Origin of the sequence: Sporolactobacillus nakayamae (assembly GCF_900113325.1) — a bacterium.
Taxonomy (GTDB): domain Bacteria; phylum Bacillota; class Bacilli; order Bacillales; family Sporolactobacillaceae; genus Sporolactobacillus; species Sporolactobacillus nakayamae.
Map to the genome: position 1 here is coordinate 46,988 of NZ_FOOY01000004.1, position 23,440 is coordinate 70,427.

The 23,440-nt window shown below is 46.9% G+C and carries 24 protein-coding genes, 1 pseudogene and 1 other annotated feature; of the genes and pseudogenes, 22 read left to right on the plus strand and 3 right to left on the minus strand.

What is annotated here, in order from left to right; genetic code table 11:
- Positions 1-23: 23 nt before the first annotated feature.
- The 8 genes from BM003_RS02490 (at position 24) to obgE (ending at position 6,095) form a co-directional block, all read left to right on the plus strand.
- Complete coding sequence (locus tag BM003_RS02490) at positions 24-815, plus strand: M23 family metallopeptidase (protein WP_093669784.1); 792 nt, start codon at positions 24-26, stop codon at positions 813-815.
- Positions 808-1,647, plus strand: coding sequence for a site-2 protease family protein (locus BM003_RS02495; protein ID WP_093669786.1), 840 nt, complete (start codon positions 808-810; stop codon positions 1,645-1,647). The genes BM003_RS02490 and BM003_RS02495 overlap by 8 nt, the downstream gene beginning before the upstream one ends.
- A complete protein-coding gene (locus BM003_RS02500) occupies positions 1,595-2,881 on the plus strand; it encodes a ribonuclease E/G (RefSeq protein WP_177184591.1) in 1,287 nt (428 codons plus the stop codon). The genes BM003_RS02495 and BM003_RS02500 overlap by 53 nt, the downstream gene beginning before the upstream one ends.
- A gap of 61 nt (positions 2,882-2,942) precedes the next feature.
- Positions 2,943-3,018, plus strand: a sequence feature (ribosomal protein L21 leader region).
- A gap of 59 nt (positions 3,019-3,077) precedes the next feature.
- Positions 3,078-3,386 carry a 50S ribosomal protein L21 gene (gene rplU, locus BM003_RS02505; protein ID WP_093669790.1) on the plus strand — a complete coding sequence of 103 codons (309 nt, stop codon included), beginning with the start codon at positions 3,078-3,080 and terminating at the stop codon, positions 3,384-3,386.
- Between the two features lie 12 nt (positions 3,387-3,398).
- Positions 3,399-3,728, plus strand: a complete 330-nt coding sequence (locus BM003_RS02510; protein ID WP_093669792.1) for a ribosomal-processing cysteine protease Prp — start codon at positions 3,399-3,401, stop codon at positions 3,726-3,728.
- A gap of 13 nt (positions 3,729-3,741) precedes the next feature.
- Positions 3,742-4,038, plus strand: a complete 297-nt coding sequence (gene rpmA / locus BM003_RS02515; RefSeq protein ID WP_093669794.1) for a 50S ribosomal protein L27 — start codon at positions 3,742-3,744, stop codon at positions 4,036-4,038.
- A gap of 240 nt (positions 4,039-4,278) precedes the next feature.
- Complete coding sequence (locus BM003_RS02520) at positions 4,279-4,830, plus strand: Spo0B C-terminal domain-containing protein (protein ID WP_177184592.1); 552 nt, start codon at positions 4,279-4,281, stop codon at positions 4,828-4,830.
- Positions 4,812-6,095, plus strand: coding sequence for a GTPase ObgE (gene obgE / locus BM003_RS02525; protein WP_093669798.1), 1,284 nt, complete (start codon positions 4,812-4,814; stop codon positions 6,093-6,095). The genes BM003_RS02520 and obgE overlap by 19 nt, the downstream gene beginning before the upstream one ends.
- A 10-nt stretch (positions 6,096-6,105) precedes the next feature.
- On the opposite strand, the gene BM003_RS02530 is transcribed toward obgE, so the two are convergent.
- Entirely contained in the window at positions 6,106-6,642 is a 537-nt protein-coding gene (locus tag BM003_RS02530) for a transcription repressor NadR (protein ID WP_093669800.1), read from the minus strand.
- A 221-nt stretch (positions 6,643-6,863) separates the two neighbouring features.
- Between BM003_RS02530 and BM003_RS02535 the strand changes: the two genes are divergently transcribed.
- From BM003_RS02535 to yajC, 9 genes are all read left to right on the plus strand, one after another.
- Complete coding sequence (locus BM003_RS02535; RefSeq protein ID WP_093669802.1) at positions 6,864-8,450, plus strand: LysM peptidoglycan-binding domain-containing protein; 1,587 nt, start codon at positions 6,864-6,866, stop codon at positions 8,448-8,450.
- A gap of 137 nt (positions 8,451-8,587) precedes the next feature.
- Entirely contained in the window at positions 8,588-9,166 is a 579-nt protein-coding gene (locus tag BM003_RS02540; protein ID WP_177184593.1) for a YhcN/YlaJ family sporulation lipoprotein, read from the plus strand.
- A 256-nt stretch (positions 9,167-9,422) separates the two neighbouring features.
- On the plus strand, positions 9,423-10,151 hold the full coding sequence (locus BM003_RS02545) for a YebC/PmpR family DNA-binding transcriptional regulator (RefSeq protein ID WP_093669806.1): 729 nt from the start codon (positions 9,423-9,425) through the stop codon (positions 10,149-10,151).
- 334 nt (positions 10,152-10,485) lie between these two features.
- On the plus strand, positions 10,486-11,085 hold the full coding sequence (ruvA, locus tag BM003_RS02550; RefSeq protein ID WP_093669808.1) for a Holliday junction branch migration protein RuvA: 600 nt from the start codon (positions 10,486-10,488) through the stop codon (positions 11,083-11,085).
- Positions 11,086-11,100: 15 nt separating this feature from the next.
- Positions 11,101-12,108: a Holliday junction branch migration DNA helicase RuvB gene (gene ruvB / locus BM003_RS02555; RefSeq protein ID WP_093669810.1), complete on the plus strand. Its 1,008-nt coding sequence runs from the start codon at positions 11,101-11,103 to the stop codon at positions 12,106-12,108.
- Positions 12,108-12,317, plus strand: a complete 210-nt coding sequence (locus tag BM003_RS02560) for a DUF2905 domain-containing protein (protein ID WP_093669812.1) — start codon at positions 12,108-12,110, stop codon at positions 12,315-12,317. Before ruvB ends, BM003_RS02560 begins: the two co-directional genes overlap by 1 nt.
- A 102-nt stretch (positions 12,318-12,419) precedes the next feature.
- A complete protein-coding gene (gene queA / locus BM003_RS02565; RefSeq protein ID WP_093669814.1) occupies positions 12,420-13,463 on the plus strand; it encodes a tRNA preQ1(34) S-adenosylmethionine ribosyltransferase-isomerase QueA in 1,044 nt (347 codons plus the stop codon).
- Positions 13,463-14,608 (plus strand): tRNA guanosine(34) transglycosylase Tgt, encoded by a 1,146-nt coding sequence (gene tgt, locus BM003_RS02570; RefSeq protein WP_093669816.1) that lies wholly within the window; start codon positions 13,463-13,465, stop codon positions 14,606-14,608. Before queA ends, tgt begins: the two co-directional genes overlap by 1 nt.
- 30 nt (positions 14,609-14,638) lie before the next feature.
- Positions 14,639-14,932, plus strand: a complete 294-nt coding sequence (yajC, locus tag BM003_RS02575) for a preprotein translocase subunit YajC (protein WP_093670165.1) — start codon at positions 14,639-14,641, stop codon at positions 14,930-14,932.
- 53 nt (positions 14,933-14,985) lie between these two features.
- Here the strand turns inward: yajC and BM003_RS02580 are convergent, their stop codons facing one another.
- Positions 14,986-15,363: a TIGR04086 family membrane protein gene (locus BM003_RS02580; protein WP_093669817.1), complete on the minus strand. Its 378-nt coding sequence runs from the start codon at positions 15,361-15,363 to the stop codon at positions 14,986-14,988.
- 227 nt (positions 15,364-15,590) lie between these two features.
- On the opposite strand from BM003_RS02580, the gene BM003_RS02585 reads away from it, so the two are divergent.
- Positions 15,591-16,109, plus strand: coding sequence for a YetF domain-containing protein (locus BM003_RS02585; protein ID WP_093669819.1), 519 nt, complete (start codon positions 15,591-15,593; stop codon positions 16,107-16,109).
- Here the strand turns inward: BM003_RS02585 and spoVB are convergent.
- Positions 16,106-17,659, minus strand: coding sequence for a stage V sporulation protein B (spoVB, locus tag BM003_RS02590; RefSeq protein ID WP_093669821.1), 1,554 nt, complete (start codon positions 17,657-17,659; stop codon positions 16,106-16,108). The genes BM003_RS02585 and spoVB overlap by 4 nt on opposite strands.
- A 410-nt stretch (positions 17,660-18,069) precedes the next feature.
- On the opposite strand from spoVB, the gene BM003_RS02595 reads away from it, so the two are divergent.
- The 4 genes and pseudogenes from BM003_RS02595 (at position 18,070) to recJ (ending at position 23,434) form a co-directional block, all read left to right on the plus strand.
- Positions 18,070-18,357 carry a post-transcriptional regulator gene (locus tag BM003_RS02595; protein WP_093669823.1) on the plus strand — a complete coding sequence of 96 codons (288 nt, stop codon included), beginning with the start codon at positions 18,070-18,072 and terminating at the stop codon, positions 18,355-18,357.
- A 74-nt stretch (positions 18,358-18,431) separates the two neighbouring features.
- A pseudogene (gene secD / locus BM003_RS02600) lies at positions 18,432-20,679 on the plus strand (protein translocase subunit SecD).
- A 26-nt stretch (positions 20,680-20,705) separates the two neighbouring features.
- A complete protein-coding gene (locus tag BM003_RS02605; RefSeq protein ID WP_093669825.1) occupies positions 20,706-21,053 on the plus strand; it encodes a LapA family protein in 348 nt (115 codons plus the stop codon).
- Positions 21,054-21,100: 47 nt separating this feature from the next.
- A complete protein-coding gene (recJ, locus tag BM003_RS02610) occupies positions 21,101-23,434 on the plus strand; it encodes a single-stranded-DNA-specific exonuclease RecJ (RefSeq protein ID WP_093669827.1) in 2,334 nt (777 codons plus the stop codon).
- Positions 23,435-23,440: the final 6 nt, after the last annotated feature.

Sequence of the window (23,440 nt, forward strand, 5' to 3'; positions counted from 1 at the left end):
CAAGCGTGGAAAGGAAGCAGGCAATGAAAGATTTTATGGATTATAAAAAAAGACATCAGCAACGGAAGAGAAGAAACATGATGATGCTGCAGGCAGAGCCAAAGGCTTATCCAAATTACAAGAGTGCAAGCTCTCGGCGGGATACTTCGCCGTACTGGGGGGAACTGGATGAGCCAAAACAATCGCCTGCCCATCCGGGGCGCCGCTTCTTGTTTCAATGTGTCATTTCTACCCTGCTTGTCGGCGCCGTTTATTGGGTAAATACAAATGATGATCCACATTTTCATGCGGCAAAAAATTCGATTGAGACAGCCATGACTCAAGAGTTTCAATTTGCCGCCGTGTCGAATTGGTATGAGAAAAATCTAGGCGATCCGATTGGGTTCCTTCCGAGTATCACCAATAAATCAACGCAAACAGCTGATGGGGGAAGTACCAACCAAAAGAAAGAGACACCGTCTTCATCCTTTGCGGAACCCGTTGTCGGTGAGGTGAAGTCACCGTATAGCAGCACAACAAAAGGTGTGACTGTGGAGACTACTTCCCATTCGGAAGTCAAGTCGGTGAAAGATGGTCTTGTCGTCTTTGTGGGCAAGAAAAAAAATATTGGCGAGACCGTTGTTATTCAGCATAAAGACAGCGATGAGTCGTGGTATGGGAAACTCGATCAGGCCAATGTAAAAGTGTATCAGGAGGTGAAAAAAGGTCAGAAAATCGGTACTACCTCCGGAGAAGATAAAAAGGGAACGTTCTACTTCGCTTTGAAAAAGGGTGAAAAATTTATCGACCCTATTCAGGTGATGTCCTTTGACTAGATTATTCCCGAAAATAAGAATTCACCCGGTATTCTGGCTGATCATTGCAGCAGGTACACTGACCGGACATCTGTGGGATACGACTATTGCATTCACCATTGTCCTTATCCACGAATTAGGCCATGCTGTCATGGCACGGTGGTTTGAATGGAAGGTGATTGAGATTGAGCTATTGCCATTTGGCGGTGTTGCGAAACTGGACGAGCAAGAAGAACACCCATTTTACCAAGAATGTCTCGTGCTGATCGCCGGACCACTGCAAAATGTTTGGCTGCCGCTGCTTTCTTATGCGATGATGGCTCTTCCCTTCTGGGGAACTGAACAGCATCAAATTTTTCTGGCGCAAAACAGCGCTTTGCTCCTATTTAATTTACTTCCGATTTGGCCTTTAGATGGCGGGCGGCTTCTCCATATGGTGCTTGAAATCGTTTATCCATTTAAACACGCATACAAAAGAGCGCTCTGCTTCTCGCTTGGTGCTTTATTTCTTTTTGGTATACTTGCGGTATGGCGGTATCCTCTTTCCATAAATCTTTGGGTTATTATTTCATTTATTATGCTTGCGATTTACAAAGAATGGCGTGTACTTCCCCTGCGTTTTATTCGATTTTTGCTTGCATTCTCAGGCAGTAAGCAGAAATTTTTGCGGTTAAAGCGTTTGGCGGTGCCCGAAGAAACACCGCTCGCCGATGTGTTCGCGATGTATTATAAAAATGCCGAGCATCGGATCCGCATCGTGGGTGAAAATCATTCGGATATCGATGGGAAAGTGCTCGCCAATGAGTATTTTAAAGGTCATTGTGAAGGTAAGACGATTAGTGACTGGCGTTGATTCCGACCTCTGCATTGCTTCATACGCGCGCATTTGCGATAATGTTGGGGGAACACAGATGGTGGGTGATGCTATGTCTGAAGAACAAGTAACGTTGGTGCTAGAGAAGGAAGCGGGCGGAATACGTGCCGCCCTCCTTGAGCATGAACAAGTGGTATCTTTTTATTTTCAATCCGATTCAAGTGAGGTTCGGATCGGTGATATCTTTTTTGGACGTGTGTCTGAGAACCGCCTGAGTCAAGTGGGGTGGTTCATCGATCTTGGAAATGGACGAAATGGTTTCTTGCCCAGTCATAAATTCAGCACGAATCGCGCACTGCAGGTCGGTGAGCAAGTCATTGTTCAGGTGGATAAAGAAGAGCGGGACGGCAAGGTGGCGGAGCTTACGGGTCAAATACAAATGAAGGGAAAGGGGCTGATCTACCTGCCTCTCAATTCATTTGTCGCTGCCTCAAGGCGAATCCCTGAAGATAATCGCGGTCATTTAAAAAACAAAATCTCTGAGTGGTGCGCTGCAGGAGAAGGCGCGATTATTCGCACGCGGGCGGAACATTGTGATCTTGACGAACTTCACTTGGAGTTTTGCCAGTTGAGGGAAAAATGGCAGTCTGTGATCAAGAGTGCGGAAGAAGCAGCTTCACCAGCTTTGATTTTCCGCCAACTTTCGTTTGCTTCCGCACTGCTCAGCGAAAATCACTTCCCAACTTCTTGTGTGGTGGAAGCGAATTTCCCAATAAATGAAGAACAGCTGCCTGATGGTGTCGAATTTTTATACCAACCGGGTACACGGCTCTTTCTTAAGAAGAACATTGAACACGATTACACGGCTGCTTTGCAGTCATCTGTGCCGCTTAAATCCGGCGGTTCTCTAAGAATTGACTATACCGAAACGCTGACGACGATTGATGTCAATTCGGGTTCAATGATTTTTCAAGGGGATCGTGAAGCAATTGTTTTCCAAATTAATTCCGTTGCCGCAAAGGAAATTGCCAAACAACTGAGGCTCCGTCAAATCGGTGGCATGATTGTGGTCGATTTTCTGCGGATGGAAGATGAAAAGGATCGGGACCGGCTGCTGCGGCAGCTTGAACGCGCTACGAAAGCCGATCCAAATGCTGTGCACGTGTACGGATTTACACGTCTCGGTCTTGTTGAGTTAACCCGTAAGAGGCAGCGCAGCGGATTGCGCGATCGCGTCGTTCGGACAGCCAAAGAAAATATGGAGTTTCATTGACATAAATATCGCTACTGTGTTACGATACAACTGTTATTGTGTTGTTAGAGGACTTAGGAGCATCTCGCTCCAACCGCTCAGAACAGGCTTTCAATGTCCTATTGGGCAGCCTCTCTCTGGCGAGTCTGAGAATGACAGAGTATGTTCGGACAAACCGTTGTTTTTCCGAACATGATCCTAAAGGAGGTGCATCAGAATGTATGCAATTATCGAAACCGGCGGCAAACAGCTTAAGGTAGAAGAAGGAAAGTCGATCGTTGTTGAAAAGCTTGCTGCAGAAGCAGGTGACACGGTTACTTTTGACAAGGTACTTTTTGTTGGCGGCGAATCCGTTAAGGTCGGCGCGCCGACTGTTGAAGGAGCTACTGTTACTGCTAAGGTAGTTGAACAGGGCCGTGACAAGAAGATCATCGTCTTCAAGTTCAAGAAGAGAAAGAATTATCGTCGTAAACAGGGACACAGACAGCCATTCACGAAAGTTGTGATTGAAAAGATCAATGCATAAGGGTGATCTCCAGTGGTTGTATTAACCGTTCAACGTGACCATTATGGAAAGATTTGCGCGTTTAAATTAACCGGCCATGCGGACAGTGCTCCGCATGGGCAGGACTTGGTGTGTGCGGCAGTATCTGCTGTCGCATTTGGTGCAGTCAATGCTGTCGAATCGCTTGCCAAACTGAAAATGGATGTGCGGCAAAAGGATAACGGCGGTTATCTTGAATGCGGAATTTCCGATTGCCCCGTTGGCGCCAATCTGGAAAAAGCTCAATTGATCTTGGAAGCAATGTTTATCTCAATGCGAACGATTGAAAAGTCCTACGGGCAATATATTCGAGTTAGCGATTAAGGAGGTGCTGAGCATGCTGAAATTAGATCTTCAGTTTTTCTCATCGAAAAAAGGTGTAGGTAGTACAAAAAACGGCCGTGATTCGATCTCAAAACGTTTAGGCGCAAAGAGAGCGGACGGACAAACGGTGTCAGGCGGCTCGATTTTGTACCGTCAACGCGGAACAAAGATCTATCCGGGAACGAACGTTGGCCGCGGCGGTGACGATACACTGTTCGCAAAAGTTGACGGCGTTGTTAAGTTCGAAAAGTTCGGACACAACCGCAAAAGAGTAAGTGTCTATCCGGTAGAAGCAGTGAAAGAAGCTTAATGCTTCTTTAATTGAACTGAGGCGGCAGATGATTTTTTGCGCAAGCAAAGAATACCATCTGCCGTTTCTTTTTATTTTAATAATCTGTGAAAAACGGCTCGTTCGTTCTAGAAAACATCGCTGCATGATCCCAGTCAGAAGATCTAACGTTCCGGATATAATTCCGTGAGCCAATGTACAGAATCAGCCTGTCCATATCTGCTATACTTTATCTAAGAAGATTGTGAAAGGATGGCAGTCATGATCAAAACGGAAAAAGAGATCGAGTTACTGAGCTCTGCGCGGCACGAATATTTGAATGATTTGCAACTGATCAAGGGTTACCTTTTTTTGAAAAAACCGGAAAAAGCTGAAAAAATCATTGGACGTGTGACAGAGAAGCTCCATCATCAAGCCCGGCTTGCCCGGCTGCATATACCGGAATGCGCGGTCTATCTGATGGACTACGGATGGTCGTCCCATGAATTCAGTCTCAGTTATGAAGTGGTTGGCCCTGATCGGGATCTTTCTTTTTATGATGAAGAATTGACAACGGTTTATCAGGAGCTGTTTGGAATTATTGAGCAGTACGCCTCACCAATTGCTGATAACACTGTGCGGGTGGTCTTTAATACGGAGTCGCCATTGCGAATTCAGATCTATTTTGATGGCGTGGTGACAGATGTGAAAGCTGCAGAAAAACAATTAAATAAACAAGAGATGAATCATTCTTTTCAATGGGTTGAACACTATTTGATAAATAACGAAAGCAATGAAAATGTGAGGTGGATTATGTGTTTGTCGATCAAGTGAAGGTGTTCGTCAAAGGCGGCGATGGCGGTAACGGGATGGTTGCCTTTAGGCGAGAAAAGTATGTGCCCGACGGCGGTCCGGCGGGCGGCGACGGCGGAAAAGGATCAGATGTGATCTTTGTCGTGGATGAAGGCTTGCGAACGTTAATGGATTTCCGCTATAAACGTCATTTTAAGGGTAAGAAAGGTGAAAACGGCCGAACAAAGAACCAACATGGAAAAAGTGCGGGTCCGCTCGTTGTTCAGGTTCCGCCGGGTACAGTAGTAAGAGATGTTGGCAGTGAACAAATCATCGCCGATTTAACAGAAAATGGTCAGAGAGCTGTGATCGCGGCCGGTGGTCGAGGAGGTCGCGGAAACACTCGCTTTTCAACACCTGCGAATCCCGCCCCTTATGTTTCTGAAAATGGCGAGCCGGGCGTTGAACGCGAAGTGCAGCTTGAATTAAAGCTGCTTGCGGATGTGGGCTTAGTGGGATTTCCGAGCGTAGGAAAATCGACGCTCCTTTCAGTTGTAACGTCAGCCAAGCCCAAAATTGCTGCTTATCATTTTACGACACTCGCTCCGAATTTGGGCGTTGTTGCGGTGGATGAGGGACGAAGCTTTGTGGTGGCCGATCTTCCAGGGCTGATTGAGGGCGCGAGCAGCGGCGCTGGGTTAGGTTACCAGTTCCTGCGCCATATCGAGCGTACGCGCGTGATCATTCATGTCGTGGATATGTCCGGCAGTGAGGGAAGAGACCCGTATGATGATTACACAAAAATTAATGAGGAATTGAAAAGTTATCAGCTGCGCCTTCTTGAACGTCCGCAAGTGATCGCCGCGTCCAAGATGGATATGCCGGACGCAGAAAAGAATCTTGAAGAATTCAGGAAGAAAATTGATCCAAAGATTCCTGTCTTTCCGATTTCATCGCTGACTCAGTCCGGAATTAAGGAAATGGTCGGGGCTGTATACGAACTCATTCTGACCACTCCCGAATTTCCGATGGAAGAGCCGGTACAAGATGATGGAAAAGCCATCTACACATTTGAAAAAGAAGAAGCTCCATTTGTTATCTCGCGCGATCCGGATGGAACCTTTAACGTATCGGGCCCGAAAGTTGAACTTTTGTTTAAAATGACGAATTTCCAACATGATGAAGCGATTCGGCGATTTGCACTGCAGCTTCGCAGTATGGGTGTCGATGACGCATTGCGTGAAAAAGGCGTGACCGAGGGTGATACTGTTCGGATCATGGATTTTGAATTTGAATACTCGGATTGAAACAGGCAGGTTACAGCAGATAACCTGCCTGTTTTAGCGCTTGCACAGCAAGTTCGAGATTCTCCGCTGTATCTGCCTCTAGCTCATGCAGATGCACGCCATCTGTCAACGAAGATAATAAAGATGCACCTGTTTTTTCGAGGTTCTTGACAAATTTTCGTACATCGGACTGGTTTCGGATCATCAATGATCGCGTGATTTCTCCGTATAATGGATGTTCAACAGTCACATTGAGAACGGTGACACCACAGTTGACAATTCGAGTTAATTCATCTGCTGTTTGACTGACTGTGTGATTGCATGCAACGATTCTGGTGATTGTATGAGATTGAGCCTTCTTGAGCAGTAAATAGCCTTGAGATGTGGCGATAATGGGCTGCCCCTCAGCCTTAAGTAATGAAATGTCTTGAACAATGATTTGTCTGCTAACCTGCATCTCTTCAGCAAGATCGTTTCCTTTGATTGGGTCTGCCGCTTCTTTCAGCTGACTCAGAATAGATTTTCTGCGACCATCCGCAGGCTGTCGTTTCTCTCTCATTTGCTTCATAGGTGAACACTCCATTATTTAATTTTCATTTTCAAAATGAATCAGGGTCTTCTTGAGCTTCTTTTTTTTAGTATAAAACAAAATTAAGCTCCTGTGCATCATTGGCTTTTTTACTCGATTAGGATCGAAACGCCGTTTCGTAAATTTCGGGAGGAAAGAGTGGCAAAAAGCCCATAACAGCCATATATATAAAATGACTTTCACAGGAGGGATGGAATACCGTGAAACTATATGTTGTCCAAAAAGGCGATACTTTGGAAGAAATTGCAAGCAAACATGGTATGACAATTGACGAATTTAGGAAGATGAATACAAATTTGACTGAAGAGACATTAAGTCAGGGGATGAAAGTGAAGGTGGCAATCGGTAAACAACCGCTGAAACGAGCGATTCCGGTAAGCGATCGTTCGGAGGGGCATCACCCGGCACCGGCACAACCTGCGCCAATTCATCAGGCACCAACGCAACAAGCACCAGTTCAACAGGCACCGATTCAACAAGCGCCGGTTCAACAGGCGCCTGTGCCTGTGCAGCAACCGACTCCATCTGCTCCGGCACCTGTAACAGAGAAGCAGCCGAATACATCGGCGGGAACGCAACTTGCCGGTGAATCGACTGCTGAGTTTCCAAAGATTCTGTACCCGAAACAACCGGAAACAACAGGCTGGAATCCTAATGAAATGGGAATGGGAATGGGAATGGACCCAAGTTCTTCGTTCCCGCAATCTCAGGGAAATGTGGGAACCCAGGTGAGTCCGGCAACGCAAGGAGGCGGCACAATGCCGTATTATCCACCCATGGGTAACATGGGTAACATGGGTAACATGGTAAGCCCGGCATGGCAGGGACCGAACATGGGCAACGTGGTAAGCCCGGCATGGCAGGGACCGAACATGGGCAATGTGATGAGCCCGGCGACCCAGGGACCGAACATGGGCAATGTGATGAGCCCGGCGACCCAGGGACCGAATATAGGCAATGTGGTGAGCCCGGCGACGCAGGGACCGAACATGGGCAATGTGATAAGCCCGGCGACGCAGGGACCGAACATGGGCAACATGGTAAGCCCGGCGACGCAGGGACCGAACATGGGCAACATGGTAAGCCCGGCGACGCAGGGACCGAAAATGGGCAATGTGATGAGCCCGGCGACGCAGGGACCGAACATGGGCAACATGGTAAGCCCGGCAACACAGGGACCGAATATGGGCAACATGGTAAGCCCGGCAACACAAGGGCAAGGAATAAAACCGTTTTATCCAAATCCAAAATTTGGCGGTGCATCATCACAAAAGAAGCCAATGTACCCATTTCATCCGTCAGAACAAATGGGACAGATGAGCCCTTATTATCCGCAACTCCAGCCTTGGAATGGAAAGCAGCCTCAATACCCGATAAGTCATGGAACCGTTCAACTCGATCAGCCGTTTAAAGGCAAATCAGCAGGAGGTAAAAGCCCGCTTCCTTGGTCAAATCCACAGGTAGCAGGAGCATCAACCAAACCCAAAGCCATTCAAAGTGCTCCATCGAAAGCGAATATCGGCAAGCTATCACCTGCAGGTTCGGAATCAACTGGCGCCTATCCTTACCCATATATGCCGACGAAGGTGCAAACCGGGAAGCCATGTAATTGCGGGGGACCGGCTCCATTTCCATCGTATGGTCAAACGCCGGTTGCCGGATACTACGGAGGGAATCAACCACCGCGGCCGCAACCGATGCCCTATTGGGCGATGCCAAATGTCTCAGCTCCAATATATCAGCCACATGAAAACGCAGGACAGCAAAACAATAAAAAGAGTAAATAACGAAGCAAAGTTGCAAGCGAAGAGAGCCTAACTGCCTTTCCACCTTGTTTTCTATTTTTTGCTAATTTAACGGAAATAATTCTTAAGCGTAAAAATCGCCTCCTTCACACATGATAAGTGCGAAAGGGGGAGTAAAGTTGAAAAATGCAATTGTGAAATTTGGGACTGTGCTGACATTTAGTGCCCTCTTGGCAGGCTGTCAAGCGGACAATGCGGCATATAATCGTCCTAACGTGCCACGTGATGTGAACTATCGTACGGGATACAACAATCCTAATTCAAACGCGATTCCACCGACTGCACCGGATTACACGAATTTAAATAATGGTGCCGGAAACAATCAGGTGAACCAGATGAGTTACGGTGATCAGAAACGATTGGCAAAACGAATCGCTGATCGAGCAAGTTCTGTTCAAGGTGTGGATGAAGCGCATGTTCTAGTAAGCGGAAATACCGTTGCAATTGGTGCGGTTCCGGAAAAAGGTGAAACAAATCGAGCAAATTTACGAAAAAGAATTCGTCTCGAAGTTTTACCTATCGCCGGTGATCGTGAAGTATTAGTTTCTACAGATAATCGCTATGTGAAACGGATTACCGCGACAGAAACAAACTTTAATGCAGGCAAAGCAACACGAGAAGTTCGCTCGGACATTGTCGGGATCGTCAAAGATCTTTCTAATGCAGTTCAACGTCCGTTCGAAAACAACAGCCGATAAAAGATTAATTTTTGTATCAAAAGAGCAGGGGCAAAAGCCTTTGCTCTTTTTTTCGGTATTAAAAATAGGTATAATAAGTACGGAATGAAATCTGCGGAGTACGTTAGAGTGAGTATTAAGAACATATACGATAAAGAAATGTCAGGCAAGTAGGCAGTGTATCTATGTTTGCCGGCTCTTTTTTGGCGCTTATGTTTATTAGAACAGATGCTTTAACTATTGATTGGGCCGCAATTCTCTTGGGAGGAGAAAAAATATGTCTGGACATTCAAAATGGAATAACATACAGCATAAAAAGAATGCGCTTGATGCCGTACGTGGGAAAATCTTTATGAGGTTATCAAAGGATATCTTCCTTGAAGCGCGACATGGGGGCGGCGACCCAAGCATGAATGCCGGGTTAAGGCATGCCATTGAGAAAGCGAAAGCGGCTAATATGCCAAATGACAATATTTCCCGGGCAATCAAAAAGGCGACCGGCAATTTAGACGGTGTCACTTATGAAGAAATAACCTATGAAGGATATGGTCCCGGCGGTGTTGCGGTTATGGTCGATGTGCTGACGGATAATCGTAACCGTTCAGCATCCGAAATTCGTCATGCATTCTCGAAAAGCGGCGGCAATTTAGGTGAATCCGGGAGTGTCGGCTTCCTATTCGATAAGCAAGGGATCATTGAAATTGAGGCAAAAGACGGATTGGATGAGGACACGGTCATGATGGACGCTGTTGACGCGGGTGCTGAGGATATGAGGACGGAAGAAGATCGCTTTATCATTGTGACGACTCCGGAATCCTTTGAAAATGTCCGAAAAGCGTTGGGTGAAGACAAGGGCTATGAAATTGACCGTGCGGAAGTCGCAATGATCCCGACAACCAAAACAGCGCTGACCGGAACAGATTTGGAAAAAATGGAGACTCTGATCGAAGTTTTGGAAGATAATGACGACGTTCAGGACATATACAGCAACCTTGACGAGGGATAACTTTAATTGAATCGATTTGATAAAAGATTGAAGAGACATTCGATGCGGATGTCCTTTTCTTTTTTGCGTTCTTTGAGCTTTGACCAATGGTTGGAGCAAATGATCGTGAAACTTAAAACGCTCGATAAACGTATCGAAACGCTCGATAAAAATATTAAAACGCTCGATAAACTTTTGAAATCGCTCGATAAAGCTTAATTGCGAGTGAATTGGCTGTGAAAATCGTGCAGATGGTGCGCTGCTCCTTTACTTGGGACAAATACCCACCATGTGATATGATAGACAAAGATAACAATTTTGTGACGTAGAGACGAACGTGTGAGGAGTTAATCTTGTGTTTGATTATATTAAAGGGATTCTGACCTATCTCTCTGGAAGCGGTATTGTGATTGAGCGTGGAGGTCTAGGCTATCGGATTATTTGCCCAAACCCATTCAGCTATCAGCCGCTTCTGAATAAAGAAGCAAAGGTTTATCTCTACCAATATGTGCGCGAGGACGCGAACATTTTATATGGTTTTCAAACAAGAGAGGAGCGGGAATTGTTTGTCCGGCTGCTCTCTGTTTCAGGAATCGGACCAAAGAACGCGCTCGCCATTCTTGCCTCAGGCGATCCGGATGAAGTCATCCAAGCAATTGAAGCTGAGGATGAGAAGTTCCTGACCCGTTTTCCTGGAATCGGACGTAAAACAGCAGGTCAAATTGTTTTGGATCTGAAAGGAAAACTTCAGGAATTCGCTGTAAGACCTGCTGCAAATCAAGCGAGTGAAGCGGAAAGCCTGCTAGATAATGCGCTTGCTGAAGCAACCGATGTCTTGCTCATGCTTGGTTACTCTGAGCGGGAAGTGCGTAAGGTTGTTCCACTCTTGAGAAAACAAGATCTCAGCGCAGAAGATTATGTTAAAGAAGCTTTGAAACGATTATCCAAGCTATAAAGGAGGGCGCCTGAATTGGAAGATGATCATTTGCTTTCAAGCGATCCGACACTCGAGGATCAAGGGCTGGACCAGTCCATTCGCCCTTCTGATTTAGACCATTATATCGGTCAAACAGAAATTAAACAGAATTTAAAAGTCTTTATTCGTGCGGCGAAAGCGCGACACGAACCGCTCGATCATGTCCTGCTCTACGGACCACCTGGACTGGGAAAAACGACCTTGTCTATGATTATCGCTACGGAAATGGGAGCCGGTATCCGTACGACGTCCGGTCCGGCACTTGAACGTCCGGGCGATCTGGCGGCAGTGCTCTCATCTCTAGAGCCGGGCGATGTGTTGTTTATTGACGAAATTCACCGGCTGCCTCGGCACGTCGAGGAAATTCTATATCCGGCGATGGAAGACTTTTGCATGGATATTGTCATTGGTAAGGACGAGACCGCTCATTCGGTGCGTATCAATCTACCGCCATTCACACTTGTAGGTGCGACAACGCGCGCGGGTTATCTATCGCCGCCGCTTCGCGATCGTTTCGGCGTCATCAGCCGTCTGCAGTTCTACAGTCCGGAAGAATTGTCTATGATTATAAAGCGGACAGCTTCTGTGCTGCAAACGCAGATTGAAGAAGACGCGTGCTTTGAAATCGCTCGTCGCTCTCGTGGAACGCCGCGTATCGCCAACCGTTTGCTGAAACGTATTCGTGATTTCGCTCAGGTGGAAAGCGACGGAGTCATTGATCGGGAAACAGCACGGAATGGGCTGAGTCGTCTCCATGTTGATGAGGCGGGTCTGGATCGCGTCGATCACCAATTATTAATGGGGATCATCAACCAGTTTCACGGCGGTCCGGTCGGATTGGACACCCTCGCCGCAGCGATTGGCGAGGAACGTCATACGATTGAAGATGTGCATGAACCTTACCTGTTGCAGATCGGCTATATTCAGCGCACGCCGCGTGGACGTATGGTCACCGATAGTGCATACAGCCATTTTCATCTTGAGCGAAAGGATCGGAACTGATGGGCGATTTTGGCAAGCTGCTTATGATCGTTGGCGTAGTGCTCTTTCTTATCGGACTCTGTTGGCCGTTGATTGGGCGACTTCCCGGTGATTTTATTTTTAAAAAGGGAAACGTGACCTTCGTTTTTCCTATTGTCACATGCATTCTTATCAGCTTGGTCTTATCACTAATTATGTATTTAATAAATCATTACTTTCACAGGATGTGATGACTTCAACGTTGCCCACAGGACATATTTCCGCAGGATCCTTAGCAATCGAGGATCCCTTGCAATTAGTTGAAGTTCCATAAAACGAAAGAGAGTGCTCAAATGGACGTATCAGATTTTGATTATGAATTACCCGAAGAACTCATTGCGCAGACACCGCTGAAAGACCGTGCTGCTTCACGACTCATGGTGCTCAATCCAAACAAAGACCGGATTGTCCATCATACGTTTAGTGAAATTATTGACTATCTAAACCCTGGTGACTGCCTCGTATTGAATGACACGAAGGTGCTTCCGGCCCGCCTGATCGGCCATAAGGAAGAGACAGGTGCGAAAATCGAATTGCTGCTCTTAAAACAAACGGAAGGTGATTCTTGGGAATGCCTTGCGAAGCCGGCGAAACGTGTGCATCAAGGCGCGCGCATTTCCTTCGGCGATGGGATGCTGGAAGCCGAGTGCATCAAAGAGCTTGATGAAGGCAGACGAATCGTGACATTCCATTATCAAGGCATCTTTTATGAAGTTCTGGACGCGCTTGGGAAAATGCCGCTGCCGCCATATATTAAAGAGCAGTTAGATGACCCGGATTTGTATCAGACCGTTTACGCAAAGCATCGCGGTTCAGCCGCGGCGCCGACGGCCGGACTGCATTTCACCAAAGCGTTGCTCGCTGAAATCGAGAAAAAGGGTGTACATCTCGTTTTTATCACCTTGCATGTCGGTCTGGGAACATTCAGACCGGTTAAAGTGGACAAGATTGAGGAGCACACCATGCACTCGGAGTTTTATCAGATGTCAGCCCAGGCTGCTGAGCAGCTGACTAAGACTCGCGCTGAAGGCAAACGTATCATTGCATGCGGCACAACAGTCATCCGTACCTTGGAAACCATTACAGCAAAATTTAACGGCACATTTGAAGAAACATCAGGTTGGACGGACATTTTTATCTATCCGGGATTTCGTTACCGCGCTATTGATGCGATGATTACTAATTTTCATTTGCCAAAATCGACATTGATCATGCTGGTGAGCGCATTTGCAGGTCAAGATTTTATCTTGAAAGCGTACCGTGAGGCGGTGAAGGAACGATATCGTTTCTTCAGTTTTGGCGACGCTATGTTTATTGAGGAAGGAATTAACCATTAATGAGTCATGCTGCAGTTACCTATGAATTAATTAAGACGGATAAACAAACAGGTGCGCGTCTTGGAAAACTCCATACGCCGCACGGGACGTTTGACACACCGATGTTTATGCCGGTCGGCACGCAAGCGACCGTAAAGACGATGAGCCCGGAAGAATTGAAGGAGATGGGTGCCGGTGTGATCTTGAGCAATACCTACCATCTTTGGCTTAGACCGGGGGAAGACATTGTCCAAGAAGCCGGCGGACTCCATCACTTCATGAACTGGGATCAGGGAATCCTCACTGATTCGGGAGGCTATCAGGTCTTCAGTCTGAGTAAATTGCGCGACATCTCAGAAGAGGGCGTTCATTTTCGCAACCATTTGAACGGTGAGAAGTTGTTCTTGTCCCCGGAAAAATCGATTGCGATTCAGAACGCGCTTGGCTCTGATATTATCATGGCCTTTGATGAGTGTCCTCCGTTTGATTCAACCTTTGATTACATGAAAGCGTCTGTAGAACGGACAAGCCGTTGGGCAGAGCGCTGCCTTGCGGCGAATGTCAATCCTGATCGCCAGGCGTTGTTCGGTATCGTTCAAGGCGGCGGTTATAAGGAGCTGCGCGAGCTTTCGGCACGCACGCTCACATCGCTCGATTTCCCCGGGTACGCAATCGGTGGCTTGTCGGTTGGCGAGCCAAAGGACAAAATGAACGAGATGCTCACCTATACGACGCCTCTGCTCCCATCCGATAAACCACGTTATTTGATGGGTGTAGGCTCTCCAGATTCGCTGATCGACGGGGCGATTCGCGGGATCGATATGTTTGACTGCGTGCTGCCGACCCGAATCGCACGCAATGGCACATGCATGACGGAGCATGGCCGGCTCGTGATTCGCAACGCAAAATATGCACATGACTTTGGTCCAATTGATGAATCATGTGACTGCAAAGTGTGTCGAAACTACTCGCGCGCGTACATCCGTCATCTTGTTAAAGCAAATGAAACATTTGGATTTCGATTAACTACTTACCATAACCTTTATTTTCTGATAAAATTAATGGAGCGTGTCCGATCTGCGATTAAAGAAGACCGGCTGCTTGAATTCAGAGAGGCATTCTTTGAGGCGTATGGTTTTAACAAACCGGGTGCAAAAAACTTTTGAGTATAGAAGGGAAGAGTTTCATTGAGTCTGATGCAGTTTTTACCATTGTTAGTGTTCGTGGCGATTTTCTATTTCCTGTTGATTCGCCCGCAACAAAAAAGAACAAAAGAAACAAGAGCAATGCAGTCCTCACTTTCTAGAGGCGACAAGGTGGTTACGGTCGGCGGTCTTCAAGGCACGATTGATTCGATTGACGATCAAACGGCGGTGCTTCGTTGCGGCGGAAACAAACTGACCTTTGAACGCAACGCGATTCGCGGCGTCCTAAAAAAGGCGAATGCGCCTGAACCTGAAGCAATTGAAGAAAAAAGCACTGAGAAATAAATAGTTAAGAAAAAGCGGCCATCGATTTGGCCGCTTTTTCTATCCATAAAGATCTAATGCTTCAAAGAGAAAAGATTGACACCGATGGCACCTCCCAGGGATGCCGAAGCGATGTTGGCGATGAAAAAGAGGTACTGGTTCAAACCTGGCGTTTGATCAAGACCGAGATACTGGAAAAAGAGACTGAACAGGCAGTAGGCGAGTCCGGTGATTGCTCCAATCAACAATCCTTTTTCTTTCTTTTTTGATCCGGCGATCATACCGCCAACAAAGAGCGCGACAATTGAGATCACAATAGGAAGAACCGATCCATTACTTTCAGCAAAGGATGTGAAACGCAGCAATGATGCAAGAAGGAAAGCTGAAGCAAGAACAATAATGATCGCGGCAATCATGCCGTATGTTATGGCGCTCAACCAGTTTCGATACATTTTTATCACCTCCAAAATAAATAAATTTACAGGATAAAAAGGGCACGTTTACCAAGCGATGATGTGAGCGTCCCGAGCAGGCGCTTGTTTTTATAGTCACCACAAGGTTCCTGATAGTCCATTTTATTCGGACAAGTCCGGTTTCATGACACATGTCCCATTCATGAAATCGCCCGCTTTGCTCATAATAAACGTACATGATCAAGAATTCAGGGAGGCAGATCGGAATGGGAACATCGGTGATACGTGTGCTTTGTCTGACGGCGCTCGTGATTTTCGGCTTTAGGAATATGCTGTCAATGAAGCTCTCGGAGCAGTCCGGCATTGATCTATTGCTTGTTATTTCTGCTGCGGAATTGACCGCCGCCTCTGTGATCTACCCGGAAAAACCGCTGCTGCCCATACTCGCGCCGCTCTTAATTCTTATTTTAGTCTATCAGTCACGATTGTGGTTCTATCGCTTCACCGCAAATTGGTCCATTCATGAACATCTCATTCAATATCTAAAAAAGAAATCGGATAATCCAATTTATACCAATTATGAACCGCCCCGTGTCGGTCTCTCGCTTATCGAAAATGGCAAGGTGCGCTGTGATAATTTAAAACAGATTGGGAAAACGCAGCTCTGGCTCAGGCAGGAATTGAGAAAATTCGGCTATCGGAACATTCGCCAAGTGAACTATTTGACGATGGATACTCTGGGCAATTTTTATATGGATTTGAATGAGTACATGCGCAAGGATTAACTGAACCATTTTCCAATAATAGGAAGCTGGCTGAGCTGTTCCTTTTGAAGCAAGCCAAGGAAAGACGCAAGTATTAAATAGAGCACGGTAACAATGGACAGCAGGATAAGTGTTCTGGGCAGGAGTGTCCAGCCTATAAATGCGCGCTGGATCAGCATACGTGCGACGAACGCAGAAAAAGCGATGAGCAGGAAAGTCCGAATGTAATCGCGTATAACAAGCGAAAATCCGATTGCTTTGAACATTACTGCCGCGTGCAGTGCTGTGACGAGAACAACATTTGTACAGATTGCCAGCGCTGTTCCTTTGATGCCGAATTCCGGCCTGCAAGTGAGAACAAAAAGCATAATTGTTTTTACAACTGCTCCGATCAGTGTGTTGTACATCGCTGCTTTTGCCAAATCAAGCGCCTGAAGTACGGCGTGCATCGGCGCCTGAAAATAAAAGATCATGAAAAACGGTGTCATGATATAAAGAAATTGTGCGGATTCCGGTGAGTCGTAGATGATGTCCATCAACGGTCTGGCAAAGGAATAGGTGACGACAACTGAAAGGCCGCCGGTCAGCATGGCAATGCGCATCGCCTGATTCAAGCGATAATGAATCAGATTGAACGATTTGCGTGCGTAAGCTTCGCTGACGGCAGGGACTAGTGAGACATGCAGCGCGTGCGTTATGAAGCTTGGAAGCAGCAATAGCGTCATAGCGTAACCGGTTAGCTGCCCATAGAGCTGAGTTGAGGTGGAAATTGAATAGCCGGCGATTACGAGCGCGTGTGAGACAATCATCGGTTCAAAAAAATTGCCGAGCGAAGCGATCAGGCGGCTGCCCATGGTCGGCAACCCGATTCGCAGCAGATCGCGCAGCGTTTCGCGCGTACCTTTCAATGCTTTTCTCTTAGGGAGCTTGATCTTAATGCCTTCTCCGTGTTTGAATACGTAGAGCATATAGAGAAGTGACGCGCATTCTCCGGCAGATCCGGCGATCATCGCACCGGCTGCGGCAAAGGCGACACCGTACGGCATTAACAGGTTAGCAAGCGTGGCGACAAGCGAAATACGCACGACCTGTTCCACGATTCCCGAATAGGCGTAAGGCTTCATGTTGCGGATTCCTTGAAAATAGCCGCGCAAAACGGAGCTGACAGCGACAATTGGAATAACCGGTGTTATTGCGAGGAGCGGATAGATCACGCGCGTATCCGCAAACAAGTATTTTGCGAAGATTGGAAGAATAAGCAGCATGACCGTGGTGAGAATCACACTGATCACACCGACAATCGCTAGTGACCAAACAAGCACCAATTTGATTTTACGGTAGTTTCCAAAAGCTTGAGCCTCGGCGACAAGCTTTGAAATGGCAACCGGCAGACCAAGTTCGGTAAGCGTTACGACCAGAAGCATCGCCGGAAAGGCCATCATGAATAAGCCGACACCTTCATCGCCGATGACCCGTGCCAGAACCATTCCGTTGATCATACCGAGAATACGGGTAATCAAGCCGGCTGTCATTAAAATAAATGATCCTTTCAAAAAAGATTGTCGTGTCATGATCTGGCCCGCCTTTGTTTAATTTCAAAATGAGTAAATCGTGAGTGTGCGCGCGATGGTAAGGTGCCGCGCCATGATGTTAGTAGAGTATATGCAAGGGAAGGGGCCAAGCATGACAAGCTGTCTTTTTTTGCAAGAAAAGAAAAAAGAAGTTTTGACAGGATTCACAATTCGTGACTGCCAATTCTATCCTCTAAAAAAATAAAACGGTACGCCTCGAATCAACGAAAGAACTTCACTATAACTAAGACAAGAATCAGTGCTTCCTGCGGATAAACTTAAGAATCGCTACTCATTGCATCTCTTCCCTCTCAATGCGTCCGGCAAAAGATGAGACCGAAGGAGAATTGATTTTGTGTTTCGTATTCACTCGCAAATATGCTATTATAGGCACTATGGGAGGAATCAAAATGCCGGATGAATTAAATGATATGGAAAAGTGGCGGACGATCATTGAGCCGTTTCTGCAAAGTAAATTGAATGAGTTTCAATTGCTCGGTCTTAATCACTTGAAAATGGATGAATTCTGGCAATTTGTAAAAGAATCTCTGGAAAAAAAGAAAGAGGACAAGCCCGAACGAATCCATGAAGTGGTAGCGGCGGTTATGGCGCTGACGGTGAATGATTACATGAATAAGTTACGTGTGGATCTATTCAAAGACAGCTCAAATGAAATAGACACGTCACTATTCAGATAAATGTGATTCGCGGGCGGGAGATGCGTTCGCATGCAGCGAGGGCTCGTTTAAAGAGAAGGGAGCAGGCTTAGACAATGGTAAAAAAAGGACCGATTTTTTCCTTTTTTGCGCTTTTAATTGTGCTGGGAGTCATCATTGGTTTCGCAGTAAATCCCATCATACATAAGGTGAACTTGGGACTTGACCTTAAGGGCGGATTTGAAGTTCTGTATCAGGTGGAACCGCTGAAGGCAGGCCAAAAAATTGATAAGGACGCGATGAGCAACGCTGTCGCGGCGATCAACAAACGTATTAACGTACTTGGTGTCAGCGAACCGAACATCTCGATTGAGAACGGACATCGTATTCGTGTTCAGCTGCCGGGAGTGAAAAACGAAAAACGCGCGCGCCAGCTGCTGTCAACAACAGCGAAACTGGAATTCCGCGATTACAAGGATAGACTGATGCTCGACGGTTCGGATTTGAAGCCGGGAAAAGCAAAGGTTGCTTTCGACCAAATGAACAAGCCGATGGTTACTTTGCAGCTTAAAGATCCGAAGAAATTCGCAAATGTAACGAAGAAAATTGCGAGCTATGCTCCAGCAGGCAACAATCAATTGGTAATCTGGATGGATTATAAGAAAGGTGACTCCTATCAGAAGGAAGTCGGGAAAAAGAATCATAAATTTATCTCCAATCCTGGTGTGGATCAAGAGCTAAACACATCTGATGTGCAGATTTCCGGCAGTTTCACGATGCAGGAAGCAACCACGCTGAAGGATCTTCTCAACTCAGGATCTCTGCCGGTTCGGATGGTTGAAAAGTATTCGACTTCGGTCGGCGCTCAATTCGGACAAGACTCGATGCATGAAACCATTTACGCGGGAGCGATTGCGGTAGCGGTTATTATGCTGTTTATGCTGGCGTTCTATCGTTTAGGCGGCTTGATTGCCAATCTGACATTGGTCATTTACATGGTTATTGTTATGGCTGTCTTTGTTGGGCTGCAAGCAGTGCTCACGTTGCCGGGTATCGCCGCGATGATCCTTGGTATTGGGATGGCGGTCGATGCCAATATTATCACGCTTGAGCGTATTAAAGATGAATTAAGAGGCGGAAAGTCTGTTCTTTCAGCCTTTAAGGCAGGCAATCAGCGTGCCCTGCCGACTGTTGTCGACGCCAACTTGACAACGATCATTGCCGCAGCTGTTTTGTTTGTGCTTGGTGTCAGTGCCATCAAGGGTTTCGCTGTCATGTTGCTGATCAGTAACGTTGTGACATTCTTAACTTCTGTATATGGCGCTCGTCTGCTTCTCGGACTTTTGATCCACAGCCGCATTTTAAATGATCATCCTTGGCTGTTCGGCGTGAAGAGGAGTGATATTCGTGGAACTAAATGAGAAGATGAATTACAAACATTACAATAAATTTTACGACCGCTTTGATTTTATGAAGCACAGAAACGTCTTCTTTGTCATCTCGTCCGTATTAATTATTCTCGGTATCGTTTCGCTCTTTGTTTTTAAACTCAATTTAGGTATTGATTTTTCGAGTGGGACGCGTGTCGATGTCCAAAGTACTGAGGCGATTTCGATTGAAAAGGTTGATAAAGCGTTTCGCGCAATGAACTATGATCCTGAACGCCCGGTCGTTTCAGGAACCCATAAAAATATCGCGACCGTTCGTATTAATGAAGAACTGAATCAACATCAGATCGCGACGATTAAGAGTAAAATTAAAGCGCAGTTCGGTGTTGAACCGAATGTCAGCACGGTATCTCCGCAAGTCGGCCGTGATCTCGCAAAAAACGGATTGTATGCGCTGATTCTCGCGTCGATCTTTATCATTATTTACGTGTGGATTCGATTTGAATTCCTGCAGGGTCTGACGGCGGTACTCGCGCTGATTCACGATGCGTTCTTTATCGTGACCGTCTTTAGCCTGTTTCATATCGAGGTAGACATTCTATTCATCTCAGCGGTATTGACGATCATTGGTTATTCAATTAACGATACAATTGTTACCTTTGACCGTGTGCGTGAGAACATCAAGTTAAGCAGAAAGAGACTTTCATCAATTGAAGAGTTTGGTGCAATTGTTAACTTGAGTATCCGTGAAACACTGACGCGATCATTGAACACAGTTCTTACGGTGTTAATTCCGGTAGTTCTGCTGCTCATCTTCGGAAGCGAATCAATCCGCACTTTCACAATCGCACTTCTTGTCGGGTTGATTTGTGGTGTGTATTCGTCCATTTGCATCGCGTGTCCTCTATGGGCCGTAATGAAGGTTCGCTATCTCGGTAAACGAAAGAAGAAGAGAACGGTTCAAACTCAGGCCTAAAAAGTATTGAAATGAGAGGTGCCGATATGAAAAAACAGTGGAGAATTCTGCTCGTACTCATTTTCACATTAATCATTGTTCTGTTTTCAATCGCTAATGTGGCGACTGTTGGGTTCAGCTATCTGTTTGGTACGGTTCGGCTGCCGCTTATTCTCGTGATCATCGGTTCAGTGCTGATTGGCGCGATGCTGATTGGCTCATTTTCCTATTCCGCAATCTATAAGCAGCGGCACAGAATCAACAAGTTGGAGCGTGAACTTCGCCGGATGGTTGAACTGCATCCGGAGGATTCCGATCGGTTGAAAGTAGAAGGTTCAGGTGAAGCAGCGGCGTCACGTGAAACGCGAACTGCCGGCCGTCGTTCGAGAAAATAACAAAATCCGGCCTATGCGAGGAACCGGTTTGGGAGGCGCAAAGGCGGATGCTGGAATCGAAAAATCATTGGGTAATAAAAAAAGTTGATGAAGAAAATGTGCAGCGGCTCTCAGAGTCGCTGCATATTTCTGTGATTACCGCGCGGCTGCTCATTGCCCGAGGGTTCGATGACGCAGCAAGCGCGCAGCAATTCCTCAATTGTGAGGACGCGCAATTCTATGATTCTATGAAAATGAAGGGCATGAAAGAAGCGGCTGCACGTATTCGAAACGCTGTGGCCAATGGCGAGCATATTCGCGTATTCGGTGACTATGACGCGGATGGGGTTACGTCGACGGCGATCATTGCTCGAGCATTGAGAGCAATCGGAGCACATGTGTCCACCTACATTCCTAATCGTTTTAAAGATGGTTATGGGCCCAATGTGAAGGCAGTAGAGCAGGCAAAGGGCGACGGAGTCAGATTAATTATTACAGTGGACTCCGGTATTGCCGCAAATGACGCGGCGGAATGTGCGAGACGAATGGGTGTTGACTATATTATTACGGATCACCATGAACCGCCGGAATTATTGCCGGATGCGGATACGATACTCAACCCGAAACAGAGTGACTGTCCCTATCCGTTTAAAGGCTTGTCCGGCGCGGGGGTTGCACTTAAACTCGCTCAGGAAATTTGTTCCCCCGAAGATTTTGATGACAATTGGGTAGCACTGGCAGCGATTGGAACGATTGCCGACCTTGTTCCTCTCGTTGATGAGAACCGGTTGATCGCAATGCGCGGCCTGAAGAAAATGAATGAGGGGTCATTGCCTGGTATTGCCGCACTGAAAACGAAAGCTTCGGGGGCCGGCAGTGTCGATAGTGATGTGATTGGGTTTCAGATGGCGCCAAGGCTTAACGCCGCGGGCAGAATGGATGACGCAGGGATTGCGTTGGAACTGCTCCTCACCGAAGATTCGGACGAGGCGGCGATGCTTGCAGAGCAACTCGATTCACTGAATCAGGAACGACGAGCGATCGTCGAACGGATCGCGAAAGAAGCGGATGAGCAGGCGGCAGCCTATGTGAGTCGTGGCGACAAAGCACTTGTTCTTGCCGGGACAAACTGGCATCAAGGCGTGATCGGAATTGCCGCTTCTAAAATTGTTGCGAACTATTATCGTCCGGTGATTATTCTCAGTGTGGATGAAGAGACGGGTATCGCCAAAGGATCCGGCCGCAGTATTGAGGGATTTAACCTCTACCAAGGATTAAAGGAAAGTTCCGACCACCTGATCCAATTCGGCGGGCATAAGATGGCAGCCGGATTAACGGTTGCGGCTACCGAAATCGACGCGTTCCGTTCAACCTTTAGTCATGCTGCTGAGCATATGCTCCAGCCGGAGGATCTCGTTCCGCAATTGACCGTCGATAGCAGGTCAACAGTCGACGAGATTTCAGTAGAGCTTATTGAAGAGTTGGCCAAACTCGCGCCATTTGGTACGGATAACCCGCGCCCGCTGTTCCAAATTGAACAGGCGCCGCTGACCAAAATCAGTGCGGTAGGAAGAAATAATAGTCATCTTAAAGTGACATTCAAAGGCGCGGATAAGGCGCTTGAAGCTATTGGGTTCGGCTTCGGTGAGTGGACAGAGCGCATTGCCCCGAACGATTGTCTCGCGGCAGTCGGTGAGCTTAGTGTCAATGAATGGAATGGATTCAGAAAGGCGCAGCTTCTGATTCGGGATCTTCGTGTTGAAGGAATCCAGGTATATGATTGGCGATCGGCACGTGACATCCATGAAAAGTTGAATCGCCTTGCTGAGGATTCAGTTACACTGCTTGCGTTTCAGCCGGAAACAGCAGCATATTTTCGGCTTAACAACGCCGTTCGTCGCTATGAGACAGATATGATGCTGTCGAATCACGCGGTTGCTCTTCTCGATCTTCCGGACGAAGAAAACCAGTTGGCACAGCTGATTGCTGAGAACCCGCAGCTTAATCGCTTTTATTGCGTCTTTTATCATACAAGCGATCACTACTTTTCCGTGTTTCCCGAGCGTGACCATTTTGTATGGTATTACGCGTTGATCCGTCAGAAACATTCTTTTGAATTGCACGCCATGACTCGGCAAATTGCCGGCTATAAGGGTTGGAGTGAACATTCGATTTCTCTGATGACACAGGTGTTTTTTGAACTTGGGTTTGTTAAAATAGAGAAGGGCGTCTTGACTGAGGCTCCTTCGCCGATTAAGGCGCCGCTGACTTCTTCTGAGACTTATCACAGGGAGAAGACGCAGCGCGAGCTGGAAGCGCGCCTATGTTATTCGCCGATCGGCGAGCTGAAACAATGGCTCATCAAGCAAATGAAGCAAGGGAAAAAACACGTCACCGAATGAGTCACA

What these genes read in the sequence shown, in the direction of transcription:
- BM003_RS02490 (WP_093669784.1), top strand. Translation starts at nt 24, where the DNA reads ATGAAAGATTTTATGGATTATAAAAAAAGACATCAGCAACGGAAGAGA.
- BM003_RS02500 (WP_177184591.1), top strand. Translation starts at nt 1,595, where the DNA reads ATGAGTATTTTAAAGGTCATTGTGAAGGTAAGACGATTAGTGACTGGC.
- rplU (WP_093669790.1), top strand. Translation starts at nt 3,078, where the DNA reads ATGTATGCAATTATCGAAACCGGCGGCAAACAGCTTAAGGTAGAAGAA.
- rpmA (WP_093669794.1), top strand. Translation starts at nt 3,742, where the DNA reads ATGCTGAAATTAGATCTTCAGTTTTTCTCATCGAAAAAAGGTGTAGGT.
- BM003_RS02520 (WP_177184592.1), top strand. Translation starts at nt 4,279, where the DNA reads ATGATCAAAACGGAAAAAGAGATCGAGTTACTGAGCTCTGCGCGGCAC.
- BM003_RS02530 (WP_093669800.1), bottom strand. Translation starts at nt 6,642, where the DNA reads ATGAAGCAAATGAGAGAGAAACGACAGCCTGCGGATGGTCGCAGAAAA.
- BM003_RS02545 (WP_093669806.1), top strand. Translation starts at nt 9,423, where the DNA reads ATGTCTGGACATTCAAAATGGAATAACATACAGCATAAAAAGAATGCG.
- BM003_RS02560 (WP_093669812.1), top strand. Translation starts at nt 12,108, where the DNA reads ATGGGCGATTTTGGCAAGCTGCTTATGATCGTTGGCGTAGTGCTCTTT.
- queA (WP_093669814.1), top strand. Translation starts at nt 12,420, where the DNA reads ATGGACGTATCAGATTTTGATTATGAATTACCCGAAGAACTCATTGCG.
- tgt (WP_093669816.1), top strand. Translation starts at nt 13,463, where the DNA reads ATGAGTCATGCTGCAGTTACCTATGAATTAATTAAGACGGATAAACAA.
- yajC (WP_093670165.1), top strand. Translation starts at nt 14,639, where the DNA reads ATGCAGTTTTTACCATTGTTAGTGTTCGTGGCGATTTTCTATTTCCTG.
- BM003_RS02580 (WP_093669817.1), bottom strand. Translation starts at nt 15,363, where the DNA reads ATGTATCGAAACTGGTTGAGCGCCATAACATACGGCATGATTGCCGCG.
- BM003_RS02585 (WP_093669819.1), top strand. Translation starts at nt 15,591, where the DNA reads ATGGGAACATCGGTGATACGTGTGCTTTGTCTGACGGCGCTCGTGATT.
- spoVB (WP_093669821.1), bottom strand. Translation starts at nt 17,659, where the DNA reads ATGACACGACAATCTTTTTTGAAAGGATCATTTATTTTAATGACAGCC.
- BM003_RS02595 (WP_093669823.1), top strand. Translation starts at nt 18,070, where the DNA reads ATGCCGGATGAATTAAATGATATGGAAAAGTGGCGGACGATCATTGAG.
- BM003_RS02605 (WP_093669825.1), top strand. Translation starts at nt 20,706, where the DNA reads ATGAAAAAACAGTGGAGAATTCTGCTCGTACTCATTTTCACATTAATC.
- recJ (WP_093669827.1), top strand. Translation starts at nt 21,101, where the DNA reads ATGCTGGAATCGAAAAATCATTGGGTAATAAAAAAAGTTGATGAAGAA.